This is a genomic window from Anoxybacillus sp. P3H1B (genome assembly GCF_001560855.1).
In the GTDB taxonomy this organism is placed as follows: Bacteria; Bacillota; Bacilli; order Bacillales; family Anoxybacillaceae; genus Anoxybacteroides; species Anoxybacteroides rupiense.
The window spans coordinates 85,953-102,870 of the sequence record NZ_LPUG01000009.1 but is presented as its reverse complement, the minus strand read 5'-3'; the positions used below and the strand labels follow the sequence as shown (position 1 = coordinate 102,870).

Genomic DNA, 16,918 nt, shown 5'->3' with positions numbered 1-16,918 from the left:
CTGTGTAGGTAAGGAGGGGTGTTGATGCGCCTTGAACGCTTAACCCACAACAAAATAAAAATTTTCCTCACCTTTGATGATTTAATGGATCGCGGCTTAACGAAAGATGATTTATGGAAAGACACGTTTAAAGTGCAGCAATTGTTTCGCGACATGATTGAGGAGGCCAACGAAGAACTTGGTTTTGAAGTAAATGGCTCCATTGCGGTGGAAGTATACTCTTTACCGGCACAGGGAATGGTTGTGATCGTAACGAGCGAAGACCAAGAGCATGATTTTGACGAAGAGTTTGCTGATGATTATATTGAAATGCAAGTGACGCTCGATGAGAGCGAGGATATATTTTATGAGTTCCAAACGTTTGAAGATGTTATCCAGTTGGCTCATCGTCTTTATGCTATTGGCTGCGTGGACGGCACGCTGTATTCGTATAATCAACGCTTTTATTTGCACGTCTCAGAAGAGCCGCCTGTTGCTGCCGATGATTTTATCGCTATATTAGCGGAGTTTGGCAGCTCATCGACGATCACGATTCATCGTGTTGCAGAATATGGAAAAAAAATAATGGACCATCGTGCCATTGAACAACTTGTTCGATATTTTCCGGCTTAATCGCTTTTTTGATTCAGACTCCTGAGCAAAGGAGTCTGATTTTTATTTTTTCAGAAAACATTATACAATGGATGTATAGAACGAGGCTGAAAAATACAGTTGTTGATATAGTAAAGAATGTAAGCGGTTGCAAATCAAGAAAAACAAATAAAAAATTGATTTTTTTACTTTGCATAAACAAGAGGAAGGTGTATACTATGACATGAAAGGTGGACAATATCATTATCAAGTGATTTGTATGGGAGGTTTACGTATGGTAGCCGACAAGCATACCAGCGAAGAAAAGCAAGAAGAAAAACACGACGTGTTAAAAGCAACGCAAATCGTCATACATAGAGCGTTGGAAAAGCTCGGTTATCCTGAAGAGGTATATGAGCTATTAAAAGAGCCGATTCGCATGCTGACAGTGAAAATTCCTGTGCGCATGGATGACGGTACTGTAAAAATTTTTACCGGCTACCGTGCCCAACATAACGATGCGGTTGGACCAACAAAAGGGGGTATCCGCTTTCATCCGAACGTTACAGAACGTGAAGTGAAAGCGTTATCGATTTGGATGAGCTTAAAATGCGGGATTGTTGATTTACCGTATGGCGGCGGAAAAGGCGGGATTGTTTGCGATCCGCGCAATATGTCGTTCCGTGAGCTAGAGCGGCTAAGCCGCGGATATGTCCGCGCAATCAGCCAAATCGTCGGGCCGACAAAAGACATTCCGGCTCCAGATGTCTTTACGAACTCGCAAATTATGGCATGGATGATGGATGAGTATAGCCGTATTGACGAGTTTAATTCTCCTGGATTCATTACAGGAAAACCGCTTGTGTTGGGTGGTTCACACGGTCGTGAAACAGCCACAGCAAAAGGGGTCACGATTTGCATTCGCGAAGCTGCGAAAAAGCGCGGCATTCAACTGGAAGGCGCGCGTGTTGTTGTGCAAGGATTCGGAAATGCAGGCAGCTTTTTAGCGAAGTTTATGCATGATGCCGGCGCAAAAGTGATCGGTATTTCCGATGCATATGGCGCGCTTTACGATCCGAACGGCTTGGATATTGATTACTTGCTTGACCGTCGAGATAGCTTTGGAACTGTCACGAAGCTATTTAAAAATACAATAACCAATAAAGAGCTTTTAGAGCTAGAGTGCGATATCTTAGTTCCAGCAGCAATTGAAAACCAAATTACTGAAGAAAATGCCCACAACATCAAAGCGAAAATTGTTGTTGAAGCGGCTAACGGTCCAACAACGCTGGAAGCGACAGAAATTTTAACACAGCGTGGCGTTCTCATCGTTCCAGATGTATTGGCAAGCGCCGGCGGTGTAACCGTTTCTTACTTTGAATGGGTGCAAAACAATCAAGGGTACTATTGGACAGAGGAAGAAGTTGAAGAAAAACTTGAAAAAGTGATGATAAAAGCATTCAACAACGTGTATGAAACCGCTCAGACACGCCGAGTGGATATGCGCTTGGCCGCTTATATGGTTGGCGTTAGAAAAATGGCCGAAGCTTGCCGTTTCCGCGGATGGATTTAATTGAAATCTATACAAAAATCCCCTATCATTTTTTAGGTAGGGGATTTTTTATTGCCTCAAGGAGGGAAAGAAATGAAGCAAGAAAAAATCATTATTGTCGGTGGAGGGCCATGCGGACTTGCTGCTGCTATTGCCATGCAGGATGCGGGCTATACGCCGTTAGTGATAGAAAAAGGGAATATCGTCAATGCCATTTATCATTATCCGACACATCAAACGTTTTTTAGCACTAGCGACCGCCTGGAAATTGGTGGGGTGCCATTTATTACGGAAAATCGCAAGCCAAAGCGTAACCAAGCGCTCGCTTACTATCGCGAAGTTGTGACGCGCAAGCAAATTCGCGTTCATGCGTTTGAAAAGGTGGAACAGGTTGTCAAACAGGAAAATGGAAAGTTTGCTGTCAGGACCACAAAAGATCAATACGAAGCCGATTATGTCATTATTGCGACAGGATATTATGACAATCCTAATTATATGAATGTTCCTGGAGAAGAATTGCCTAAAGTGATGCATTATTTTAAGGAAGGACATCCATATTATAATACAGACTGTGTGGTGATTGGCGGAAAGAATTCAAGTGTTGATGCAGCTCTGGAGCTAGTAAAGGCAGGGGCTCGAGTAACGGTACTGTATCGTGGCAGCGCTTATTCGTCAAGCATTAAGCCTTGGATTTTGCCGGAATTTGATGCGCTTGTGCGCCATGGCACAATTAAAATGGAATTTAATGCCCATGTAAAGGAAATTACAGAAGACGCCGTCATTTATGAAGTGGACGGGGAATGGAAGAAGATAAAAAATGATTTTGTATTTGCGATGACCGGTTATCGCCCCGATCATGAATTTTTAAAAAGCATGGGTGTGGGCATTGATGCAGAAACAGGTCGGCCGCTTTATGATCCGGATACGATGGAAACGAATGTGGCTGGCATTTTTATTGCCGGAGTGATTGCTGCGGGAAACAATGCCAATGAAATTTTCATTGAAAACGGTCGGTTTCATGGTGAGCAAATTGCCGCTTGCATCGTTGCACGCGAAAAAGCGGCTGAGGTTCGCTTAGAGCTGTAAACGGGAGACTAAAAGGGGTATAGGTGATCTAAACGTGAAAAAACGAAAAGTGGTTCTTATTACAACCGGCGGTACGATCGCTAGCAAACTGAATGCTGCATCAGGACGTTTATCTGCCGGAGTGCTAACCGGCGAGGAGCTTGCTTCGATGTGTCATTTGCCCAAAGATATTGAAGTCGTTATTGAGAGTGTTTTTCAACTGCCAAGCATGCATATGACGTTTTCGAATTTGGTGCATTTGAAGGAACGGATTGAATATTATTTCCAAGATCGTTCAGTCGATGGGGTCGTGGTCACGCATGGCACGGATACGCTTGAAGAAACAGCCTATTTTTTAGATTTGACGATTGCTGATGAGCGCACAGTTGTGGTGACTGGCTCTCAACGATCTCCAGTTGATTTAGGGAGCGATGTTTATATTAATATTCGGCATGCCATATACGCCGCATGCGCCAACGAGTTAAGGGGAGCAGGAACGGTTGTTGTTTTTAATGAGCGCATTTTTCCAGCCAAATATGTAAAAAAAGAGCATGCATCGAATATCCAAGGCTTTAATGCTTTTGGATTTGGTTATTTGGGAATTATTGATAACGATGAAGTGTATGTATATCAAAAGCCGGTGAAAAGGGAGCATTATAAGCTTGTGCGCGAGATCCCGGAAGTGGATATTATTAAATGCTATTTGGAAGCGGACGGGAAGTTTATTAAAGCAGCAAGGGAAAGCGGCGTTGCTGGAATAGTGCTTGAGGGGGTTGGCCGTGGACAAGTCGCGCCGAAAATGGCTGAAGAGATCGAGAGAGCCATTAAGCAAGGCATTAAAGTTGTCATCACAACCAGCGCAGAAGAAGGAGCGGTATATACGACCTATGATTATTTAGGCAGCGCGTATGATTTATATAAAAAAGGCGTGATATTAGGGAGCGATTACGATTCAAAAAAAGCGCGAATGAAACTGGCGGTTGCTTTAGCAGCGGATTGCGACATAGCGAATATTTTTGAACAGTAAAGAATGGCGGCTTTGCCTTGGGAAGGGAGCGGAAAATGATGAGCGAGTCATTAAAAAGAGGAGACCTAGTGATCGGTATTTACAAGACAGGAAAATATATTGGAGAAATTACCGATATACGCCCACAGCATTATTTAGTGCGTGTCAAAAGCGTGTTAAAGCATCCGATGCAAGGAGATCTGCATCAGCCGAAGCAGGCTGATGTCCCTCTCTTTCATGAGCGGCGTGCGCTTGCTTTCAATGAACAAGCGAATATGCCGAAGCCAATGGTACGTTTATACGAGGGAGAAGTGCTCGACTATCACGAATCATTAAAGCAAGCGGTCGATGCTATGAAAGAAGAACTGCTCGCAGACGGCAGCGAATGGGCCCTAAAAAGTTTGGAGAACGTAAAAGTATTGGAGCAAGATTATTTTCGCGAATAACACTTTCAGCTTACAGTGGAAAAATTTAATCATAATTGAAGAGAAATGTTTTTTCCATCCGAATCGATCTAAACAATGGCCGGAATTTGTAAAAAACGCTGGAGCATGCCCCAGCGTTTTTTACTGTCATTCCTATTAGGCAAGAGAGACAGCGTGTCTTTTTACATTTTCGAAAAGATGGATTTTGTTAATCCATGTGGCTAGGTTCAAACAGACGATCTTGATAAAAGAGCAAAATACCATGATACACTTGCAAAAACTCGTCACACGCTTCGCAGTACACTTCCTCGCCATCGTTCCAAAAACAGGCGATGGATGATCCTTTGATTTGATAGTGATCAAATCGTTGGCGATGCGCTTCAACGAGCGCCTTGTATTGTGCCATCGCTTCTTTTGAATTGGTGAATTGCTTTTGTTCTTTAATTTGCTTCTCCCAGCCATCGAGAAAATACCATGGTTCAACTTCTCCTTCAGTAATAAGGATGGACCAGTGTTTTTGATTTTCCATCGTGCTTTCAGTATCCTTTCCGTTCGATTCTATTTTTATTTTATCATATTCATCGGGAATTCGTGGTGCAAGACCCAATCGCTTCACTTATGGTTCTTGTTATTGCGTAAGATAATGGAGGAGATGTGTAAAACACGATGGGAAGACCAGCTCTAAACCAATAAAGTAGTCTGTGATGGTGTTGTTCACTGGGAGCAAATGTTGAAGGATCGAATGATTGGCATGTAATGTCCAACTAATGCCACGAGTCCCCCGTCTCTGGGTACCTTGTAGGAAAGTGCTAGACAGATGATGGGGCAGGACAAGGATCGCGCCAGAAATAAAAAGCACCTAAAGGAATCGCTCCTTTAGATGCTTATTTGATTTGGAAATAATCAGCCATCTGATTGACGAAATAGCGCAGCTCTGGATATTCATAGAGATTGGCCAGCATTCCCTTAATAACGGGTATTCTTGGTTGTTCAGCCATGATTTCCGCTTCTAAAACTTCAATCGAAATCGTGAATTGTTCATCATGAAGGATTGGACGGCTTATGTCTTTTATCTTTTTTAAAATATCTAACGGATGATCCGGCGGTTGAGGATGATCCAATATTTTGTTTAGGGTATCAGCGGGAATGATGGGATCTTCTTGTTTTGCCAGCATTCCTTTTATTAAATCATCAGTTGTTTGTAAAATGTATTTTGCTAACTTTTCTTCATCCACTCTCACTCCATTTTCCAAAACGAGAAATTGAATGAATGAAAAAAAGATTCCTTGAATGATAATGTTGGCATCGACTATATATTTGTCAATGGCTCGTCCATAAATTTTTTTTAGGTTGGTTGTAAAAAAATGAAAAAAATCACTTCTTATATCTTGTAACAGCGCTTCAATTTTTTGATTATGTTCTTTTAAATTTTCATGCATCTGCGTGATAAATATCTCTTTATGCTCCAAAATTTCTTTCAATTGAACCGACAGTTGTTTCATAAAACGTTTTTTGGGATCATCATAAACGATCTCGATTTGCTTTGTTTTTTCCTTTAAATGATTAAAAAACTGTTCCAATAATTTAATTAACAACTCGTCTTTTGATTTGAAATAAAAATAAAAGGAGCCTTTCGGAATGCCGCATGCATTGGTAATATCTTGGATGGAGGTGGAAGATACACCTTTGCGGGCAAATAATTTCATTGCAGCTTCAATAATTAAGCGTTCTTTTTCTTTCACAGAAACACCCCTTATTGATTGTCGGAAAAATGCCATTCATTTCGTTGACTTGTAGTTAACCGGTCAATTATAATGACTATGTAGTCAACTCTCTATCAGTATGGATAAAAAAATCAAAATTGTCAAATCTGCATGAAAGGAATGGAACGTGGTGGAGAACATGATTAAATTTTCGCTCCGTAATAAACTGGCCATTTGGATTTTAACTGTTATTGCGATATTTGCTGGCCTATTTTCTGGGTTTAATATGAAGCTGGAAACGATTCCAGACATAAATACTCCCATTATAAGTGTTACGACTACGTATCCAGGCGCAACACCTGAGGAAGTACAAGAAAAAGTGACGGTTCCGATTGAAGAAGCTGTTCGTAATTTGAATGGCGTGGAAATCGTCAGCTCTAATTCGTTTGAAAATGCTTCTTCCATTCAAATCGAATATAAATTTGAAAAAGATATGGAGCGAGCGGAAGAGGAAGTTGAAAAGGCACTCAAACAAGTGGAGCTTCCTGACGGAGTCGGAGAGCCTAAAATTGCAAGATTTAGTATTAATGCTTTTCCTGTTTATACAGTCAGTTTTTTTGATGAAGGAAAAACACTTCCTGAATTAACAGAACTGGTGGAAAAAATCATTGTTCCAGAATTGAAAGGAATAGATGGAGTAGAAAGCATTGTCACTTCTGGCCAACAAGTGGAAGAAGGACGGATTGTTTTTCATCAGGACAAATTAAAAGAGCTTGGGCTTAATGAAGAAACCATTAAAAATTATATTCAAGGTGCAGATCTTCGTGCGCCATTAGGTCTTTATACATTTAAAGACACGGAAAAGTCTGTGGTCGTTGATGGAAATATTACGACCATTGAGGATTTGAAAAAGCTGAAAATCCCTGTCACAGGGGCGTCACAAGGAGAGCAAGCCGGAGGGGCGCAAATGAACCAGATGCCAAACGGTTTGTCTGGAGCTAATGGCGCAGCGCCAAATCAAGCACTCTCGCAGAAAAACATGGAATTACCAACAGTCGAGTTGGGGGAAATTGCTGATATTGAAATCGTCGGCAAAGCTGAATCGATATCAAGAACAAACGGAAAAGAAGCTATCGGATTGCAAATTGTAAAAGCTACTGATGCGAATACCGTTGAAGTCGTAAATGAAGTAAAAGAAAAACTGGATGAGCTTAAAGATGAATATAAAGGACTTGGCATCGTTTCCACGCTAGATCAAGCCGAACCGATTGAAAAATCTGTCGCAACGATGCTAAATAAAGCGTTATTCGGTTCGATTTTTGCCGTTGCGGTCATTTTGCTATTTTTGCGCAACATTCGCTCTACGTTGATTTCTGTGGTGTCCATTCCGCTTTCCATCTTAATTGCCTTGATCGTTTTACATGAAATGGACATCACGTTGAATATGATGACACTAGGAGCGATGACCATGGCGATCGGCCGTGTTATCGACGATTCGATTGTCGTTATTGAAAATATTTATAGACGGATGACATTAAAAGGAGAGCAATTAAAAGGAAAAGAGCTGATTATTGCAGCGACGAAAGAAATGTTTATTCCGATTATGTCCTCAACCATCGTCACCATTGCGGTTTTCTTGCCGCTTGCATTTGTTGAAGGCATGGTTGGACAGCTATTTATGCCATTTGCTCTTACGATTGTGTTCTCGCTTTTAGCGTCTCTTTTAGTAGCGATTACAATTGTGCCGGCATTGGCTCACGTCTTATTTAGAAAAGGAGCGAAACAAAAAGAGAAAGAAAAAGAAGCGGGATTTTTGGCTACTTACTATAAAAAAATCTTAAATTGGTGTTTAAATCATAAATGGATCACATCATTGATTGCGATTTTGCTTCTTGTCTCCAGTTTATTTTTAATTCCTGTCATTGGCGTAAGCTTTTTACCGAGTGAACAGGAAAAACAAATGATTGTTACGTATAATCCAGATCCAGGACAAACGCTTGAAGAAGTGAAAGATGTCGCGTTGCAGGCAGAAGATTTACTGGTTGATCGCGATCATGTGAAAACTGTTCAATTGTCTGTCGGCAGCGAAAATCCGATGAATCCCGGAAATCGAAATCAGGCGATTTTCTTTATTATGTATGAAGATGACACGCCGAATTTTGAACAAGAAAAGGAGAAGGTAGTCAAAGATTTAAGTAAATTAACGCACGAAAAAGGCGATTGGGGCACCATTGATATGATGGCGTCAAGCAATGAGTATACATTGTATGTATTTGGCGACTCAATGGAAGAGATTGAGCCTGTCGCTCAAAAGGTACAAAACATCTTGGAAGATGAATCCAATCTAAAAAATGTGGAATCAAGTTTATCGAAGACATATGATGAGTACACATTGGTTGTTGATCAAGAAAAGATGAGTAAACTCGGTTTGACGGCTGGACAAATTGCGATGGCATTGAGCCAACAGCATGAACGGCCTGTTCTAACGACCATTCAAAAAGACGGTCAAGATATTAAAGTTTATATTGAAGGAGAAGAAGAGACTTTTGCTTCAATTGATGAGATGAAAAAGAAAACGATCCAGTCCCCTCTCGGCATGAATGTGCAAATTGGAGAGGTAGCGACGGTCAAAGAAGGCGAGACATCCAATACCATTACGAGACGCGGAGGGAAATTTACCGTTTCAGTCAGCGGGGAAATTACGGCGAATGACGTTAGCCAAGTCAACGAAAGCATTCAAAAGAAAATCGATGATTTAAAATTGCCGCCTGGTGTCAACATTGAAACAGGCGGAGTGACTGAACAAATCAATGAGTCGTTTTCACAATTGGGATTGGCCATGCTTGCAGCTATTGCTGTGGTCTACTTTGTGCTAGTGGTTACGTTCAGTCAAGGGCTGGCGCCTTTTGCTATTCTTTTCTCGCTTCCATTTACCGTTATCGGCGGATTTGTGGCGCTATGGCTTGGGGGAGAAACGTTGAGCGTTTCGGCTTTGATCGGCGCACTCATGCTCATTGGAATTGTTGTAACGAATGCGATTGTGTTAATTGACCGCGTCATTCATAAAGAGCGTGAAGGGCTCTCTACAAGAGATGCGCTCATTGAAGCGGGAGCAACGCGTCTCCGGCCGATTTTAATGACGGCGCTGGCGACCGTTGGGGCATTGCTCCCTCTCGCATTAGGGTATGAAGGAGATGGAGGCATGATTTCTCGAGGGCTTGGCCTAACTGTCATTGGCGGTTTGACCAGCTCGACATTGTTGACTCTGATTATCGTTCCGATCGTCTATGAAGTGTTAAGCAAATTTAGAAGAAAAACTACGGTTGAGGAATGACAAGCAAAAACCTGAAAAGCGTTGAGCAAGCTTTTCAGGTTTTTTTCTATACATTGCTAAAGAGCTTTTTTTACTAGACATAAGAACGTCAAAGGATAAAAAAGCTCTAAATAGTCGGAGTAGCTGACAGTTTGAAATCTCTTAAAACAGCTTTAACATATTAAATAAGCACCCCTCATCTCTAAGGTAAAGCGTAGATGAGGGAGTGTTCAAAATGTCAAAAATGAAGAAAAATTAAGGAGGAATATCGATGTTTTTGCCTTCATTTCGTTTAGATGGGAAAATTGCTATTGTCACTGGTGCGGGAAGGGGAATTGGAAAAGCGATTGCGATCGGTTTTGCTGAAGCTGGTGCGAATGTAGCGATTTTATCGCGCACAGTAGAGCAGCTTGAAGAAACAGCTAGAAGCATTGAGCAGCTGGATCGACGAGCATATATCATTCCAACGGATATAACGGATCGAGAAGCTGTTAAAAATGCGGTAGCGGAGGTAATAAAGCAAGCCGGAAAAGTTGATATTTTAGTTAATAACGCGGGAATGAATATCCGAACGGCTGCTTTAGAAGTCACTGATGCTGAATGGGAAACCATTATGAATACGAATTTGAAATCAGCATTCATGATGTCTCAAGAGGTTGGTGCGGTGATGAAAAAGCAGGGAACGGGCGGCAAAATTATTAATATTGCCTCTGTGGCCGGTCATGTGGCTCTTCGGACAGGCGTCGCTTATGCTGCCAGTAAAGCGGCGCTTATTCAAATGACAAAAGTATTAGCGTTCGAGTGGGGAAAGTTTGGCATTCAAGTCAATGCAATTGGTCCATGGTACTTTCAAACTCCATTAACGGAAAAACTGCTTCAAAATCAAGAGTACGTAAATGATATTTTAGCTGTGACTCCGCTGAAGCGAATTGGGCAATTGCCAGAGCTGGTTGGACCGGCTGTATTTTTGGCCTCTGATGCAGGAAATTATGTAACGGGACAAACGTTATTTGTTGACGGAGGGATGACGATTCACGGATTTTAGGATGAACATCGAGCGCTTTTCCTCTTGGATTCCCGTTGATAAGAAGGAAACCTCATGTTCGTGCGTCGGAGGCAAGTCTATGGACGGCCCTGCCTCCGACGCTTTCATTTTGCAAGATGGTTCGTTTCATTTGCATGATGCCAAAACGATGTATAGGGCGCTCACGATGCAACCCTTACCAATAAAAATGCGATGTATGAAACGAAGAAGCGCATGAGCGAGCGGTTGGCTGACAGAGCACCGGCTCTATTCTTTCCATACGCCTTCAAATACGATACGCCTGCCGCACGGCTCCACAATCGTATGTCCATCTTTTTTTACCTCGCAAAAAATCGGCTCTTCGATTCGGCGGACGGGCTTATATCCTTCCTGATTCATCCGTTCTAAGCACTGTTCAATTGTTTCGTTTTCAGCAACAGTAAATGTTTTCTTTTTTGCTGGTTTCCTCATTTTGTTCGCTCCTTTTTGACCCAAATTAGAGGTTCGCTTGTTCCGGGCGATCAAACGAAATATGGTTCCCAATCATGATTATCTTATGTTACCATTATAAATAAATAGATGGAAACGAGGATTTGTTATGTTTGCAATTATTTCTGCCGGCATCGCCCCGGGTGTGGCGCTGCTCAGCTATTTTTATTTAAAAGATGAATATGAGACTGAGCCGCTTTCTCTTGTATTGCGAACTTTTTTATTTGGCGCCATTCTCGTTTTTCCGATTATGTTTATTCAGCATGTTTTGCGGCTAGAAGGAATTGCGTCTGAAAAGTGGATACAAGCGTTTTTATCTTCCGGATTACTTGAAGAATTTGTAAAATGGTTTATCGTCTATTTTTTTATTTTTGACCATGAAGAGTTTGATGAACCATATGATGGGATTGTTTACAGCGCCAGTGTGTCGCTCGGCTTTGCGACGCTTGAAAATATTTTATATTTGCTTGCTAACGGTGTAGAGTTTGCTGTTACTAGAGCGTTGCTCCCTGTATCCAGCCACGCATTGTTTGCCGTAATGATGGGATTTTACTTAGGAAAAGCGAAATTTCAAGGAAAAAGATATTTGCACTTAGCCCTTTCCTTTTTGCTGCCCTTTCTTTTGCATGGCACATACGATTTTATTTTATTCACACAAGAAAAATGGGGCTATTACATGGTTCCTTTTATGCTTGCGATGTGGTGGATGGCACTGAGAAAAGTCAAACAAGCGAAAGGAATGTATGCAGAAGCGGTCATTCCTTCTGTAAAAGGCCAAGCCTAAAGCTTGGCCTTTTTGTTTTGAGCTGTCAATGTATTCTTTTAGGTCTATTGTATGGTAAATTTTTCATTTAGAAGGATGAACCTCATGTTCTGTTATGTGGGGGAAGCGTTCCTCGTTGATGAGTGGAAATATTTTCAGGAAAGATATGAGATGTAATCTCCGATCACCGAAAAAGTGGGATTTTGTTTTTGAATCGTACGTTCAACCCTCTAATTCTTCATAGATGAAACTTAGCTGTTTACAGATCCTTTTCGACCAAGAATCGAATAGGTTCTTCCGTTTATTCAAACTCCCTGATTGATTAACATGTGTTTTATAAATAAACCACGTTATTGCTTTATGTGCATAAAAAGGAAGTTTAGGTGAAAAATACGGATAGAGCCAGATCGATTAAAGGGGGTATGTATACAATGCGCTGGCGAATCATTATATGCTTGCTCGTTATTTGTTTATCGACATATGAATGGCCGATGAAAGAGGCACATGCGTTTTCTGATCAGGTCATTCAGCGCGGAGCTGTGGGAGATGATGTCATTGAGCTGCAAGCGCGTCTGCAATATATTGGCTTTTATAAGAGCAAAATTGACGGAGTATTTGGCTGGAGTACATACTGGGCTGTCCGCAATTTCCAAAGTGAATATGGGTTACCGATTGACGGACTAGTCGGTGCAAGTACGAAGCAAAAACTTGTAAAAGTGTCAAAGTACTACGAATCCTTTGTTAAAGAACAAATTCGCAAAGGAAATTCCTTTACACATTATGGAGGAATACCGTTAAGCCAGCAGGTCAAGCAGCAAGGAACAGCAAGCAGCGGCGGATCTGCAACAGCAACGAACGTGCCAAAAGGTTTTTCGCAAAATGATATTCAATTAATGGCTAACGCTGTATACGGAGAAGCGCGCGGTGAACCATATGTCGGTCAAGTAGCGGTAGCAGCGGTTATTTTAAACAGATTGGAGCATCCATCTTTCCCTAACAGTGTAGCTGGGGTCATTTTCCAACCGGGAGCATTTACAGCGGTTACCGACGGGCAAATTTGGCTGACACCAAATGAGACAGCTAAAAAAGCGGTGCTGGATGCTATTAACGGCTGGGATCCAAGCAGTGGAGCGATCTACTATTTTAATCCGGATACAGCAACAAACGGATGGATATGGAGTCGACCTCAAATTAAAAAAATCGGTAAGCATATTTTTTGTAAATAAAAAGGCAGGTGATTTTATATGTTGCGGACTTTGCTTATTGGCTTTTTATCACTAGGGATTATTGGAACAGCTTACTGGGGCTATCGTGAGCATCAGGAAAAAAACGCGATTTTGGTGCATGCCGAAAACAATTATCAGCGTTCATTTCATGATTTAGCTTACAAAATAGATCTGCTGCACGATCAAATCGGCACAACATTAGCGATGAATTCTAAAACGTCGCTCTCTCCAGCGCTGGCAGAAGTGTGGCGGATTGCCTCGGAAGCGCATTCCGACGTTGGACAGCTTCCACTATCGCTTCTTCCCTTTAATAAAACGCAACAATTTCTTGCGCAGATCGGTACATTTAGTTATCGTGCGGCGATTCGCGATTTAACAAAAGAGCCGCTTACCAAGCAAGAATATCAAACGTTGCAAACTCTTTATAAACAAGCGTCTGATATTCAAAATGAGCTGCGCAATGTTCAGCATTTAGTCATCAAAAATAATTTGCGTTGGATGGATGTAGAGCTGGCGCTAGCAACAAACCAGCGCCCGAGCGATAACACGATTATTGATGGATTTAAAACGGTGGAAAGCAATGTCGAATCGTTTGCCGAAACAGCGAATCTGTCTCCGACATTTACAAGCGCTGCTGTTCAAGAACGGGGATTTGTTAGAGCGAAAGGAAAGCGAATTACGGCAGATGAAGCGAAGAAGATTGCTAAATCCTTTTTGGGATTAAAAGGAAACGAAAAGATCAAGGTTGTTCACAGTGGAAAAGGAGCGGAAGATCGTTTCTACAGTCTCACGATTTATGATCCAAAAACAAAAACAGAAACGTATATGGATGTGACAGAAAGAGGCGGTTACCCGATTTGGGCCATTGATAACCGCGCCATTCACAAACAAGCGATCAGTTTGAATGAAGCAACGATGAAAGGCATGGATTTTTTAAAGAAGCATCATTTTACCAATGTTGAATTATATGACAGTACTCAATACGACAACGTAGCCGTATTGACCTTTGTTACGAATGATCATGGTATTCGCATATATCCGGAAGCGATCCAAATGAAAATTGCGTTAGATGATGGAACGGTGGTCGGTTTCTCGGCTCGCGATTACCTATCCTCCCCTAGCCTTCATCGCTTTCCAAAACCAGCGATTTCGCTTGAACAAGCAAGAGCGAAGCTAAATCCAAGTGTTAAAGTGATGGAAGAGAGACAGTCTGTGATTACAAATGACTTGAATCAAGAAGTGCTTTGTTACGAGTTTTTAGGCACATTAGGCGATGATACGTATCAAATTTTCATCAATGCCCAAAACGGCGTTGAGGAAAAAGTGACCAAAATGCAAAGCGTCGAACGAACGTATGATTAAAGGAAAAGCTTGTCAAGAGCTTTTCCTTTTTGTTTAAATAAAAAGGAAAGGTGATAAGGAATGTGAGGGAGAACATATGATAAAAATTGGGGATGTGCTCATTCTCGAATCAAGGAACGACAAAGAAGTGCATGAATATAAATGCAAAGTGGCAGAGGTTTTCCCGGATTTTATTTATATCGACTATCCTGTTAATCAAAAAACGGGGAAAACTGTATTTTTAATGAATGGAATGCAATTTAAAGCAAGCTTCGTCGGTAAAGATGGAAGTCTTTATTTATTCGATACAGAAGTAAGGGGAAAAGTGCGCGACCCGATTCCGATGATTATGCTTTCTTATCCAGATGAACAGCGCCTGATCCGTGTGCAGCGCAGGCAATATGTGCGTGTGGAAGCTACAGTAGATGTTGCGATTCATCCGCTTCAAGGAGAATTTTCTCCCTTTGCCACCATGACCACGGATATCAGTGCAGGAGGAGCGGCCATTGTTTTGCCGGAAAGAGGAAGCCATATTTTGTCAGGAATGATAGTGGAGGCTTGGTTTGTCCTGCCTATGAAATCGGGAGAATATCATTATATGAAAGTGCCAGCCAAAATTGTTCGAGTGTTTCAGGTGGAAGGGAGCTATGTTCAGAAGGCATCATTGCAGTTTTTGACCATCTCTTCTCAAGATCGCGTTCTACTGATACGCTACAGCTTTGAAAGACAACTAGCTATAAGGAAAAAAGCAGAAGGACTACCAGAATAAAAGAAAGAAAAATGTGAAAGGATGATAATGACAAAAAAACGAAAGAGGCGGTTGTCAGATGAAACGAATGGAACGCATTTTGCTTAAAATTGTGATTGTGCAGCTGCTCTTTTTACTGTTAGCACAATGCTTGCTATTGTATACGCCTTTGGCTCCGTATGTGATCAAAGTCTACGAATATGAAGGAGTTAGCAAACAGGAAAAAACGAAAACAATTGAAACAACCGTCGACCATCCTTGAGTCATGTGATAAAATATCATCGAAGTATGCAGGAGATGTCCTGCTTTTTTCTTTGAAAAATATGTTTGAACGATCATTAGGAGGGTATATGAAGCGAATATCAATTGCCATTGACGGACCAGCCGCTGCCGGAAAAAGCACGGTTGCAAAAATTGTGGCAGAAAAACTTGCTTATGTTTACATTGATACAGGAGCGATGTACCGTGCTCTTACGTATCTTGCGTTGCAAAAGGGAGTTGATCTACATGATCAACAAGCGCTTTTGCAGGTATTACGCGATACATATATTGAATTGAAGCCTTCTGAACGCGGTCAGCTTGTGCTTGTTAACGGACAAAATATAACAGATGTTATTCGGAGTGAAGAAGTCACCAATTCTGTTTCATTAGTGGCGAAGCATCCGCTTATTCGTGAGGAAATGGTGGCACGGCAGCGGGCATTAGGCGAACGGGGCGGCGTGGTCATGGATGGGCGCGACATCGGAACGCATGTATTGCCCCTGGCAGAAGTCAAAATCTTTTTAAAGGCATCGGTAGAGGAGCGAGCCAAGCGTCGGCATGAGGAAAACTTGGCTCGAGGATTTGCCTCCGATTTGGAGAAGCTGAAGGAGGAAATCGCCCGCCGGGATAAGATAGACTCCGAACGGGAGGTTGCGCCGCTGAAAAAAGCGGAAGATGCCGTTGAAATTGACACAACTTCTTTATCTATCAATGATGTCGTGAACGAGATTATGAAAATCATAGAGGAAAGGATTTGATCGCCTTGAATTTTTATTCGTTTGCGAAAGGAGTGGTATCGGGGATTTTAAAGCCCCTTTATCGTGTCGAAATCATCGGCACCGAACATTTTCCGAAGGAAGGCGGCGTACTTCTTTGTTCTAACCATATTAGCAATTTAGATCCTCCAATTGTCGGCATTACAGCTCCAAGGCCTATTCATTTTATGGCGAAGGAAGAGCTATTTCGTGTACCGATTTTAAAAAGCTTGCTTCCGTCATTGCAAGCTTTTCCGGTTAAGCGGGGAATGAGCGACCGGCAAGCACTACGAACGGGCTTGGATGTGCTAAAGCAAGGAAATGTGCTCGGAATTTTTCCGGAGGGGACAAGAAGCAGGGACGGCAAATTAAAAAAGGGGCTGTCTGGTGTCGGCTTTTTTGCTTTAAGAACGGATGCCCAAGTAGTGCCTTGCGCGATTATCGGGCCATATCGGCCATTGAAAAGACTGAAGGTTGTATACGGTTTGCCAATTCCAATGGATGAGCTGAGAGAACGCAAGGCGTCTCCTGAGGAAGCAACGGATTACATTATGAATCATATTCAAGCACTTTTAGATGAACATCGTTGAGCATTCCAATACATGCTTTTTGAAAAAATATGGTATAATAATGAGAAAAGTAGACCTCATGGGAAAATAAGCACATTTGTTTCCTTT

General features: G+C 41.9%; 17 protein-coding genes. 14 read left to right on the top strand and 3 right to left on the bottom strand.

Annotated elements, in window-relative coordinates; all coding sequences use genetic code 11:
- Positions 1-24: 24 nt before the first annotated feature.
- The 5 genes from AT864_RS00795 (at position 25) to AT864_RS00775 (ending at position 4,639) form a co-directional block, all read left to right on the top strand.
- Positions 25-612 carry a genetic competence negative regulator gene (locus tag AT864_RS00795; RefSeq protein ID WP_066145521.1) on the top strand — a complete coding sequence of 196 codons (588 nt, stop codon included), beginning with the start codon at positions 25-27 and terminating at the stop codon, positions 610-612.
- A gap of 253 nt (positions 613-865) precedes the next feature.
- A complete protein-coding gene (locus AT864_RS00790) occupies positions 866-2,143 on the top strand; it encodes a Glu/Leu/Phe/Val dehydrogenase (RefSeq protein WP_044742226.1) in 1,278 nt (425 codons plus the stop codon).
- A gap of 72 nt (positions 2,144-2,215) precedes the next feature.
- Entirely contained in the window at positions 2,216-3,208 is a 993-nt protein-coding gene (locus AT864_RS00785) for a YpdA family putative bacillithiol disulfide reductase (protein ID WP_066145519.1), read from the top strand.
- Between the two features lie 34 nt (positions 3,209-3,242).
- Positions 3,243-4,214 (top strand): asparaginase, encoded by a 972-nt coding sequence (locus tag AT864_RS00780; protein ID WP_066145513.1) that lies wholly within the window; start codon positions 3,243-3,245, stop codon positions 4,212-4,214.
- Positions 4,215-4,252: 38 nt separating this feature from the next.
- Positions 4,253-4,639, top strand: a complete 387-nt coding sequence (locus tag AT864_RS00775) for a kinase-associated lipoprotein B (protein ID WP_066146501.1) — start codon at positions 4,253-4,255, stop codon at positions 4,637-4,639.
- Between the two features lie 187 nt (positions 4,640-4,826).
- On the opposite strand, the gene AT864_RS00770 is transcribed toward AT864_RS00775, so the two are convergent.
- A complete protein-coding gene (locus AT864_RS00770; protein WP_139788126.1) occupies positions 4,827-5,147 on the bottom strand; it encodes a DUF1033 family protein in 321 nt (106 codons plus the stop codon).
- A gap of 355 nt (positions 5,148-5,502) precedes the next feature.
- Complete coding sequence (locus AT864_RS00765; RefSeq protein ID WP_066145506.1) at positions 5,503-6,360, bottom strand: TetR/AcrR family transcriptional regulator; 858 nt, start codon at positions 6,358-6,360, stop codon at positions 5,503-5,505.
- A 151-nt stretch (positions 6,361-6,511) separates the two neighbouring features.
- On the opposite strand from AT864_RS00765, the gene AT864_RS00760 reads away from it, so the two are divergent.
- Both AT864_RS00760 and AT864_RS00755 read left to right on the top strand, forming a co-directional pair.
- Positions 6,512-9,655, top strand: coding sequence for an efflux RND transporter permease subunit (locus AT864_RS00760; RefSeq protein WP_156450473.1), 3,144 nt, complete (start codon positions 6,512-6,514; stop codon positions 9,653-9,655).
- A 250-nt stretch (positions 9,656-9,905) separates the two neighbouring features.
- Positions 9,906-10,679 carry an SDR family NAD(P)-dependent oxidoreductase gene (locus tag AT864_RS00755; RefSeq protein ID WP_066145501.1) on the top strand — a complete coding sequence of 258 codons (774 nt, stop codon included), beginning with the start codon at positions 9,906-9,908 and terminating at the stop codon, positions 10,677-10,679.
- A 246-nt stretch (positions 10,680-10,925) separates the two neighbouring features.
- Here the strand turns inward: AT864_RS00755 and AT864_RS00750 are convergent, their stop codons facing one another.
- Positions 10,926-11,129 (bottom strand): NETI motif-containing protein, encoded by a 204-nt coding sequence (locus AT864_RS00750; protein WP_066145498.1) that lies wholly within the window; start codon positions 11,127-11,129, stop codon positions 10,926-10,928.
- A 127-nt stretch (positions 11,130-11,256) separates the two neighbouring features.
- Here AT864_RS00750 and prsW point away from each other — a divergent pair, with 127 nt between their 5' ends.
- From prsW to AT864_RS00715, 7 genes are all read left to right on the top strand, one after another.
- On the top strand, positions 11,257-11,931 hold the full coding sequence (gene prsW, locus AT864_RS00745; RefSeq protein ID WP_044742232.1) for a glutamic-type intramembrane protease PrsW: 675 nt from the start codon (positions 11,257-11,259) through the stop codon (positions 11,929-11,931).
- A 470-nt stretch (positions 11,932-12,401) separates the two neighbouring features.
- Positions 12,402-13,136 (top strand): spore cortex-lytic enzyme, encoded by a 735-nt coding sequence (gene sleB, locus AT864_RS00740; RefSeq protein WP_231734580.1) that lies wholly within the window; start codon positions 12,402-12,404, stop codon positions 13,134-13,136.
- Between the two features lie 18 nt (positions 13,137-13,154).
- The gene (ypeB, locus tag AT864_RS00735; protein ID WP_044742234.1) at positions 13,155-14,498 is read left to right on the top strand and encodes a germination protein YpeB; all 1,344 of its coding nucleotides are present in this window, start codon (positions 13,155-13,157) and stop codon (positions 14,496-14,498) included.
- Between the two features lie 76 nt (positions 14,499-14,574).
- On the top strand, positions 14,575-15,246 hold the full coding sequence (locus tag AT864_RS00730; RefSeq protein WP_066145493.1) for a flagellar brake protein: 672 nt from the start codon (positions 14,575-14,577) through the stop codon (positions 15,244-15,246).
- A gap of 58 nt (positions 15,247-15,304) precedes the next feature.
- Positions 15,305-15,487 carry a DUF5359 family protein gene (locus AT864_RS00725; protein WP_066145489.1) on the top strand — a complete coding sequence of 61 codons (183 nt, stop codon included), beginning with the start codon at positions 15,305-15,307 and terminating at the stop codon, positions 15,485-15,487.
- A gap of 88 nt (positions 15,488-15,575) precedes the next feature.
- On the top strand, positions 15,576-16,244 hold the full coding sequence (gene cmk, locus AT864_RS00720; RefSeq protein WP_066145479.1) for a (d)CMP kinase: 669 nt from the start codon (positions 15,576-15,578) through the stop codon (positions 16,242-16,244).
- A gap of 5 nt (positions 16,245-16,249) precedes the next feature.
- Positions 16,250-16,831, top strand: coding sequence for a 1-acyl-sn-glycerol-3-phosphate acyltransferase (locus tag AT864_RS00715; RefSeq protein ID WP_066146498.1), 582 nt, complete (start codon positions 16,250-16,252; stop codon positions 16,829-16,831).
- The last annotated feature ends 87 nt before the right edge of the window (positions 16,832-16,918 follow it).

What these genes read in the sequence shown, in the direction of transcription:
- AT864_RS00795 (WP_066145521.1), top strand. Translation starts at nt 25, where the DNA reads ATGCGCCTTGAACGCTTAACCCACAACAAAATAAAAATTTTCCTCACC.
- AT864_RS00790 (WP_044742226.1), top strand. Translation starts at nt 866, where the DNA reads ATGGTAGCCGACAAGCATACCAGCGAAGAAAAGCAAGAAGAAAAACAC.
- AT864_RS00785 (WP_066145519.1), top strand. Translation starts at nt 2,216, where the DNA reads ATGAAGCAAGAAAAAATCATTATTGTCGGTGGAGGGCCATGCGGACTT.
- AT864_RS00775 (WP_066146501.1), top strand. Translation starts at nt 4,253, where the DNA reads ATGAGCGAGTCATTAAAAAGAGGAGACCTAGTGATCGGTATTTACAAG.
- AT864_RS00770 (WP_139788126.1), bottom strand. Translation starts at nt 5,147, where the DNA reads ATGGAAAATCAAAAACACTGGTCCATCCTTATTACTGAAGGAGAAGTT.
- AT864_RS00755 (WP_066145501.1), top strand. Translation starts at nt 9,906, where the DNA reads ATGTTTTTGCCTTCATTTCGTTTAGATGGGAAAATTGCTATTGTCACT.
- AT864_RS00750 (WP_066145498.1), bottom strand. Translation starts at nt 11,129, where the DNA reads ATGAGGAAACCAGCAAAAAAGAAAACATTTACTGTTGCTGAAAACGAA.
- prsW (WP_044742232.1), top strand. Translation starts at nt 11,257, where the DNA reads ATGTTTGCAATTATTTCTGCCGGCATCGCCCCGGGTGTGGCGCTGCTC.
- sleB (WP_231734580.1), top strand. Translation starts at nt 12,402, where the DNA reads ATGAAAGAGGCACATGCGTTTTCTGATCAGGTCATTCAGCGCGGAGCT.
- ypeB (WP_044742234.1), top strand. Translation starts at nt 13,155, where the DNA reads ATGTTGCGGACTTTGCTTATTGGCTTTTTATCACTAGGGATTATTGGA.
- AT864_RS00730 (WP_066145493.1), top strand. Translation starts at nt 14,575, where the DNA reads ATGATAAAAATTGGGGATGTGCTCATTCTCGAATCAAGGAACGACAAA.
- AT864_RS00725 (WP_066145489.1), top strand. Translation starts at nt 15,305, where the DNA reads ATGAAACGAATGGAACGCATTTTGCTTAAAATTGTGATTGTGCAGCTG.
- cmk (WP_066145479.1), top strand. Translation starts at nt 15,576, where the DNA reads ATGAAGCGAATATCAATTGCCATTGACGGACCAGCCGCTGCCGGAAAA.